This window comes from Xenorhabdus littoralis (genome assembly GCF_033949345.1).
GTDB classification, from domain to species: Bacteria; Pseudomonadota; Gammaproteobacteria; order Enterobacterales; family Enterobacteriaceae; genus Xenorhabdus; species Xenorhabdus littoralis.
Genome location: NZ_VCDP01000196.1, coordinates 1 through 2,785, shown reverse-complemented (window position 1 = coordinate 2,785; position 2,785 = coordinate 1). Strand labels below are relative to the sequence as shown.

Genomic DNA, 2,785 nt, shown 5'->3' with positions numbered 1-2,785 from the left:
ATTAACGTCGGGCAGGGTTCGGCAGGCAGTGGGCGCGGGCTGGCGCTGCAATTACCGGAAGGCGTGGCACCGTTGCCGGCAGTGGAATTCCCGGCTCATCCCTACTGCCCTGTACTGGCACAGCAGGATGCCAGTCCGGTGATTAAGCCGGCCAAAAAGGAATAATGATAATGATGGATGACATGATGATCGAAACGCCAACAAACTGGCAAAAATGGTTGAATGAACCCAATGATGCGCCGGTGTTCTTTATCCTCAACTCGCTGGCAAAACCGAATCCGGTCGAACATTTTTACCTGAATGACTGGGTGGAGCGGGCATTTCCGCTCTACAGCGGTACACCGATGCGAAAGATGCTGAAACAAAGCCCGTGGCTGGTACAGGCTAAACCCCGCCAGTTATCCCAGATAGGCATGATGCTGGATCGCCATGCCATCAGTGACAATAGCTGGGGCTGGGCTTACCGCAGTGATGTCCCGTGGCAGGAACAGCTTGCCCACTGGCAACGGCGACAACTGGTGATGATGGATGGCGAACAGGTCCTGTTCCGTATCATGGACACCCGGGTCTTTGGCGCGATGATTCCCGCCTTCACGCCCAGTGACTGGTCACTGATGCTGACACCCGTCACGGAACTGATGATCGATATCCCACAACCGATACGGTTTTGCCGTCCCGAAGCCTGCGGAGAGGGTAACAGTGAAATCCCGTTTACGCTGGGTGAACATCTGCTAGCCGTTTGGTTACATTCTCCTTATGGTCTGAAAATGTTAACCAGCTCCCTCTACAATGAGTTATGGGAAAACCACGGAAAAATGGCAAGGCAACTGGATCAGCCCGAAGGCAGTCTGGAACAACGTATTGAAAGTTGGTTACGGCAAAAACTGGAAGCCGGGCAGCGCATTGAAAAAGTATCCAGTCAGGATTGTCTGCTGGCGATGGAACAGGAGAAAGAACGATGAGTAATCAAAACCCGATTTATAGCCGTGATTGTCAGGCAATACTTAAAGATGATTTGTACATTAAACTTGTCGAAGATAGCACGAATACACCGATACCTAATGTGCCTTACACATTGAAAAATAAAGAAATAGAACATGCAGGAACCAGTGATGGTCATGGCATGAAGCTTGAAGAAGGTTTAACCAGCACCCCCTTCACGGCCACAATAGATCCGCCTGAGTCAGTGTAACTTTTGCACCTTATTCAATAGACCCATGAGATGTGCAAAAAAAAAGATATACGCCCTATTAACAGGATGATAGTAAAAATATTTTTATCAGGGAGACGGAAATGATCGATATTTTAAAAAAGCATAAATATGATGATATGGCGTTACACCAAAGCACCCAGTCTGTCGCCGCATGTGATTGTCATTTCGAAGAAAAAGACGGCAAACAGATTAAAGTGATTGATGTCCCTATACTCACTTGTGAGTGTGTCTGGCGCAGGTATCAGAAAGAGGCTGAAGAGATTGTTGCCCCCGGTGGTGTGCTGATTGCTGACCCTAAAGAACGCAATAAACGAATTAATGCGGCTTATGCTAGTTTATGGCTGAACGATAACCGTTTCCAGTGGGCGGGTCTTGCTGCTTTTGCTTCTAAGCAAGTGGGGTGTGGTTTGTTGCATGCCACTAATATGCTCGAAAAGACACAAACTGAACACAATGCCATACAACGCAGCGCTGATAATGCAGGAAAGGGAAAAATAAAATGGAGCATTCCAGGGTTAATTACTGTGCGTGAAAATACGGATGATGCGCAAACCAAAAAAGAACTTGAGCAGGCACACGAAAGCAATCCAATTCCACTCTTTGATATACGCAGCCGTGGGGAATCATTAAGTCTGGTGCAGCAACAACTCAACTATGTATATGAAATGATGGCGTTGGGAAATACAACGTTATTTCTGGATGTCTATCCACTACATGCTTTTTACAAGCAACGTGGATTGCAGGAACTCAAAACTTGCTTAGATTTTCGTCATAAGATCTACGACAACAACCAATTCCCAATATTGTGGCCAATCGGGCAAGAGAAATTAACGTTTGGCCAATCCTATACAGAGCTCCTACAAACCTTTGAAACGATAGAAGCGGGAAATATTGCCAAAAGTGTTGAATATCTTGCATATCATGAGCAAGTCAATATATTACAACCTTCAATGTATAGTGATACCCATTTAGTCCGTTTATTGCGTAGCAATCATCTTTCCTATGTCATAGGTTTTCCCTCTGGTGCAACGGAAGCTATTGAGTTAACACTGGCGAGTCAGTGCCGACGCGTTGAGGATGGCAGAACTATCAAATTTAGTAGTAATCCACTGGCTGATCTTTCTGTCGTAGATCAGCGTATGCCTTTTGTGCTTAAAGCAGCAAAGCGTTTTGATGAGATGCTACATAATGACAGTAACCGAAGTTTGCTTGAAAAATCCCTACAGGATATAGCTTCAGGGCGAGGTGTAGAATGAGTCGGTTACAACACATAGTTTGGTGGCGCAGTGGCTTAATCTTTGCATTATTAATCATTCTTGGTCTAACAGTAGCCTATTTCTATTATTCTTTTTCTCGTGAGCCTGAAATAGCTCTGGTGATTGGCGAACCTTACGAGGATATGCGGCAGCGATCCAGTGCCGACATCGCTCCACATCTTCCGGGGCATGCTTGGTATAACGTCCCAAAGACAGATGCACGTTTACGCTTTACTGACCCAATGTATGGATTTGTTACCCCCCCTGCCCGATTTTTTACTGTTATGTTTGATGACGGAATAATCAATAGCGTACG

At 45.9% G+C, this 2,785-nt stretch carries 3 protein-coding genes and 1 pseudogene; all 4 read left to right on the top strand.

Annotated features, from left to right (window positions below; all coding sequences use genetic code 11):
- Positions 1-170: 170 nt before the first annotated feature.
- Positions 171-962, top strand: coding sequence for a DUF4123 domain-containing protein (locus FE394_RS19225; RefSeq protein ID WP_319927921.1), 792 nt, complete (start codon positions 171-173; stop codon positions 960-962).
- Entirely contained in the window at positions 959-1,192 is a 234-nt protein-coding gene (locus FE394_RS19220) for a hypothetical protein (RefSeq protein ID WP_319927920.1), read from the top strand. Before FE394_RS19225 ends, FE394_RS19220 begins: the two co-directional genes overlap by 4 nt.
- Positions 1,193-1,293: 101 nt before the next feature.
- Positions 1,294-2,469 carry a DUF2515 family protein gene (locus tag FE394_RS19215; RefSeq protein ID WP_319927919.1) on the top strand — a complete coding sequence of 392 codons (1,176 nt, stop codon included), beginning with the start codon at positions 1,294-1,296 and terminating at the stop codon, positions 2,467-2,469.
- A pseudogene (locus FE394_RS19210) lies at positions 2,466-2,785 on the top strand (hypothetical protein); the annotation flags it as partial. The gene FE394_RS19215 and the pseudogene FE394_RS19210, both read left to right, overlap by 4 nt.